This is a genomic window from Acidovorax sp. HMWF029 (assembly GCF_003060895.1).
In the GTDB taxonomy this organism is placed as follows: Bacteria; Pseudomonadota; Gammaproteobacteria; order Burkholderiales; family Burkholderiaceae_C; genus Acidovorax.
Genome location: NZ_QAIH01000258.1, coordinates 943 through 5,998, shown reverse-complemented (window position 1 = coordinate 5,998; position 5,056 = coordinate 943). Strand labels below are relative to the sequence as shown.

Below are 5,056 nucleotides of genomic sequence, written 5' to 3'. Positions count from 1 at the left end.
GTATTCCCCTGGCCGGCGGGCATTCCATCGATGCGCCGGAGCCTATCTTTGGCCTCGCGGTGACCGGGGTGGTGGAGAAACGCTACCTCAAGCGCAATGACACGGCCACGGCCGGCTGCCGCCTGTACCTGACCAAGCCGCTAGGCATTGGCATCCTGACCACAGCAGAGAAAAAAGCACGGCTGCGTCCGCAGGACGTGGGCGTGGCGCGTGACCTGATGTGCACGTTGAACAAGCCCGGCAGCCGGTTTGGTCGGCTTGCGGGGGTGAAGGCGATGACCGATGTGACGGGCTTTGGGCTGCTGGGGCACCTGGTCGAGATGGCTGAAGGCAGCGGCCTGAGCGCCGAGATCGACTATGCAGCCGTGCCGCGCCTGGCAGGTGTGGCGCATTACATGGACCAGGGCTGCGTTCCCGGTGGCACGCTGCGCAATTTCGACAGCTACGGCACCAAGATTGCGCCACTCACTGAGGCGCAGAAGCACCTGCTGTGCGATCCGCAGACCAGTGGCGGGCTCTTGGTGGCTGTTAGCCCCGAAGGCGAGGAAGAATTTCTGGCTGTAGCAAGCGGGCTGGGCCTGGCGCTGGCACCTATTGGCCAGATGACGGAGCGGCGCGCCTTGGCCGTGGTGTTGCGCTGATGCTGGCCGCTCTGTCGGACCACCGGCACCTTTTGCTGAACGGTGTGCCCCTGATGGATGTACGTGCGCCGGTGGAGTTTGCACAGGGCGCGTTTCCTGGGGCGGTCAATCGCCCGCTGATGGACGATGGCGAACGCCAGCAGGTGGGCACCTGCTACAAGCACAAGGGCCAGGACGCGGCGATTGCGCTAGGGCACCAGCTGGTCTCCGGCGCCACCAAGCAGGCCCGCATTGCGGCCTGGGCACAGTTTGCGCAGACCCATCCGGGCGGCGTGCTCTACTGCTTTCGGGGCGGCCTGCGCTCCCAGATCGTCCAGCAGTGGCTGAAAAGCGAGGCGGGCATCGACTACCCCCGGGTGCAGGGCGGCTACAAGGCCCTGCGCGGCTTTCTCATTGACACCCTGGAGGTTGCCTCTGCACAGTGCGGTTTTGTGTTGCTGGGTGGTCTCACTGGCACTGGCAAGACCGAGGTGATTGCGCAACTGTCCCATGGCCTGGACCTGGAGGGGTTCGCCAACCACCGGGGCTCCAGCTTTGGCCAGCGTGTGAGCAGCCAGCCTTCGCAGATCGATTTCGAGAACCGGCTGGCCATCGACCTGCTCATAAAGCGCAATCGAGGGCATGGGGCGTTTGTGATCGAAGACGAGGGGCGGCATGTGGGCAGCTGCTCCGTGCCGCTGGCGCTGAGGTTGCGGCTGGAGCAGGCGCCCATCGTGTGCCTGGACGACGGCTTCGATGTCCGGGTGGAACGCATCCTGCACGACTATGTGGTGCAGCAACGCGCCGACTTTGTGGCGGCCCATGGCGAGGCGGTGGGGGGTGATCTGTTTGCTGTCCGCTTGCTCGAAAGCCTGGACAAACTCGCCAAGCGCCTGGGCGGTGACCGGCACCGGGCACTGCGCGCGACCCTGCTGGCGGCGCTGGCGCGGCAAAGGGACCAAGCCGATCCCACGCACCACCGGGGCTGGATCGCCCCGCTGCTGCGCGACTACTACGACCCGATGTATGCCTACCAGCAACGCCAGCGGGCCGATCGCATAGTGTTCGAGGGGGACCGGCAGGCGGTGCTGGACTATCTGAGCGCATCTGCCTGCGTGGCAAGTGCAGCGGGCGGCAGGGCGGTTTAGTTGTTGCTGCCTTCTGGCCCGTCCTCGCCGCGGGGCAGCACCAGCCGGAACTCGGCGCCGCGCCCCGTGTCGCTGTCCACCTCCAGGCTACCGCTGTGGCGCTGCACCACGGTGAACACCAGGGCCAGGCCCAGGCCCACACCTTGCACCGCAGGGTGGCTGCGGTCGTGCAGCCTTTGGTAGGGCGTGAACAGCTTGTCCTGGAGTTCGGGAGCAATGCCGGGGCCCTTGTCGCGCACCGACACCACCCAGTGCGGGCCGCGTGCTGTGATGGCGCACTGCACCACGCCGCCTTCCGGGCTGAACTTGATGGCGTTGTTGACCACATTGGCCAGGGCACGGCGCAGCAGGGCGCGGTCGCCCTTGCACGGGGCGGCTTCGGGCGTCGCTGTGACACGCAGGTCCACCTGCCGGTCGCGGGCCAGGGCCCAGAGGTCGTCGGTGGTTTCTGCCAGCAGGACAACCAGGTCCAGCGGCGCCATGTGGTACTCCTGTGCCTGCGCGCTGGCCAGCTGCACGAAGCTTTCGGCCATTCCCAGGGACGCCTTTGCATAGCGCTCGATGCGTCGCAGCAGTTCATCGTCTGCCATTCGGCCGGGGTAGGCGCGCTGCATCTCCAGCAGCGTGAGGATGGAGGCGTTGGGCGCGCGGATGTCGTGTGAAATGAAGTTCAAGGCCTGGTCGCGCTGTTGCAGGGCGCGGCGCATGTCCGTCAGGTCCACCAGCGTCAGCAGCCAGCCTGCGTTGGCCAGGTCGGTGAAGGGCTTGCATTGCACCAGCAGGCTGCGGCCCTGCGCATCGGTGCCTTCGCTGTGCTCGGGAATGGTTTTCTGGTGCAGGTGCTCCCGCGTGATAAGCGGCTGGCGGCTGCCCGCTTGCACCAGATCGGCCAGCAGATCGACCACCGACTGGCCTTGCAGCGGGGCCTGCGCGTCGCCGCCCAGGTGCTCGCGGGCCGCCTGGTTGGCCAGCAGGATCTGGCCCTCGGGGTCGCAGACGAGGCTGGGCGAGGGCAGTTGCTGCAGGCTCTCGCTCACGAAATGGTGCAGGTCGCGCAGCTGGCGCGAAGCGCGCTCGACTGCATTGATGCGCCGCTCCAGGAAGTCGGCGGAGTCCCCGGGGCGCCTGCGCAGCCGCATCGACAGGCCCTGGCGCTGCAAGTTCTCCATCTCAAGCTGCAAAAAATGCGCCGCAGCGCTCAGGCGCCGCCAGCTCCACAGCGGGTAGGCCAGCATCAGCCCCAGCAAGGCAGCTGCCGGTGCGAACTGCAGGCCCCCCCACCAGGGCAGACCAACGCTCAGCACCAGGGTGCCCACCGCCAACGCCGCGCTGGTCAGCAGTGCGGCCAGGGGGCCCATCAGCAGCAAGGCCAGCAGGGCCACAGTCACTGGCACCAGGTTGAACAGGGTATTGAGCGTGTGCGAGGCGGGCACGATCTGCTCGTCCAGCAGTCGTGCATCCAGCACATGGGCCACCACCTCCACCCCCGGCATCAGGCGTGACTGCTGGCTGACCGGGGTGGCAAACATGTCGCCCAGGCCCGATGCGGCAGCGCCCACCAGCACGTATTTGCCCCGGAAGGCATCGGCTGGCACTGCGCTGCGCAGCACGTCGATGTAGGAGTAGGTGGTGAACTGCGAGGGGCCGCCTGCGTAGGCGATCAGGGTGTGGTCGGTGCGTTCCCAGGGGCCCGCATCGGCGGCGGGGACTGCAGGACGCGGGCAGGGGGCTGCGCCGGGTTGCTGTGCCTGCGCCACACATTGCAGAGCCATGCTGAAGTGGTGCCAGGGCGCGGCGGCTGGGCCTTCGCGCAGATACAGGCTGCGCACCACTCCGTCGCCGTCGGGGGCTACATGTACGTGGCCCAGGTCGGCGGCGGCCTGGGCAAATGCGGGCCAGGGCAGGTCGGTGGCATTGCCTGTCGGGCCATAGCCGCGGCGCAGCACGGGCAGCACCACCCGCCCGCTGCGGCGGATGGCGTCGGTGAGCAGCAGGTCGTCTTCGGGGTAGTCCAGATCGGCATCGTTGAACAGCACGTCCATGCCGATCACCTGCGGGTTCTGCGCCGAGATCCGCGTGATGAGTTCGGCATGCAGGGCCCGGCGCCAGGGCCAGCGGCCGATGGCGGCAATGCTGGGGTCGTCGATGGCAACGAGCACGATGTCCGGGTGCGGTGCGCGGGATACCAGGCGCAGCCCGGCATCCTGCACCAGGTGGTTCACCCGGCCCAGACTCTCGGGCGTACTGAGCCAGGACACCAGCCCCAGCAGGACAGCGGCCAGCACCGTCCATTCCAGACGGCGCCTGCGGCGGCGGCTGTGCGCAATGCTCAGCATGCGGCGGTGTCAGCGTCCGTGCGGGTCGCGGCACAACGGGGGCAATGCGCGTTCAAGGGCGCCCCACTGGTGCTCCGCTGGTGGTGGACACCGGCAGCCCGGCGCCAGTGCGGATGCCCGTGCCCACGCGGATCTTGCGGGGCGGCGAGAACTCGCTTTCCAGGCCACTGGGGTCCAGCACCTGGATGCGCACCAGGTATTCGCCTGCGGGTAGGTTGCTGCCAGTCCAGGTGGGGGCGTCCAGCACGATGTCCTGGGCGGGTTGGGCAAAAGCTGTATCGGAGGCGGTGGTCAGCTGCAGCCGGAACCGCTGGCCTGGTTGCGCCGGCCAATGCAGCCGCACAGTGGGTTCGCCGTCGTCGGCCTGAAGCGCCTGCAGAGACAGCGTGGTTGGGCGCTCAGCCACGGTGAATGGTTGCGGTGGCGCAAACGGGCCCTGGTCGGCCTGGCCGCCCTGCAACTGCTCGATGCTGGCCATGCGCCAGAAGTAGTTGCCAACGGGCAGGGCGCCAATGGGCAGGCGGCATTCGCTCAGGCGCCCTTCGTCGCGCAGGGGCTCGGAGAACTTTGCATCGGCAGCCACTTGCAAGCGGTACCAGCGCACGCCCGGCACTTCGGTGCAGCGTAGCACGGCCGAGCCGCTGGGCACTACCGCGCCGGGTGCGGGTGACTGGTGCAGCGGTGCCACGGGTCGGGTCTTGATGGTGAAGGGCTGAACGGCGGGCAGGCCCGCAATCCCGGCCTCATCCACGGCTCGCACGGCCAGGTAGTAGCGGCCATCGTCCAGCGCTTTCCAGCGCAGTCGTCCATCGGCGAAGCTGCCATGGCGCAGCACCTGGGTCAGTGCTGCATCTTGCGCCACCTGGGCCTGGTAGCGTGTGGCGCCCGGGGCTGTGGGCAGGTCAATTGCCAGCAGGCTCGCATCGCCCAGCATGGCGGGTACGCCTGAGGT

The 5,056-nt window shown here is 67.9% G+C and carries 3 protein-coding genes and 1 pseudogene; 2 read left to right on the top strand and 2 right to left on the bottom strand.

Annotated elements, in window-relative coordinates:
- Both selD and mnmH read left to right on the top strand, forming a co-directional pair.
- Window positions 1–641: selenide, water dikinase SelD (gene selD / locus DBR12_RS18510; protein WP_108618605.1), on the top strand; the 641-nt coding region annotated here is incomplete at its 5' end.
- Entirely contained in the window at window positions 641–1,768 is a 1,128-nt protein-coding gene (gene mnmH / locus DBR12_RS18505) for a tRNA 2-selenouridine(34) synthase MnmH (protein WP_108618604.1), read from the top strand. The genes selD and mnmH, both read left to right, overlap by 1 nt.
- Here mnmH and DBR12_RS18500 read toward each other — a convergent pair.
- Both DBR12_RS18500 and DBR12_RS23180 read right to left on the bottom strand, forming a co-directional pair.
- On the bottom strand, window positions 1,765–4,104 hold the full coding sequence (locus DBR12_RS18500) for a CHASE2 domain-containing protein (protein ID WP_108618603.1): 2,340 nt from the start codon (window positions 4,102–4,104) through the stop codon (window positions 1,765–1,767). The two genes, mnmH and DBR12_RS18500, sit on opposite strands and share 4 nt — an antisense overlap.
- A gap of 52 nt (window positions 4,105–4,156) precedes the next feature.
- Window positions 4,157–5,056: pseudogene (locus tag DBR12_RS23180) on the bottom strand (iron dicitrate transport regulator FecR); the annotation flags it as partial.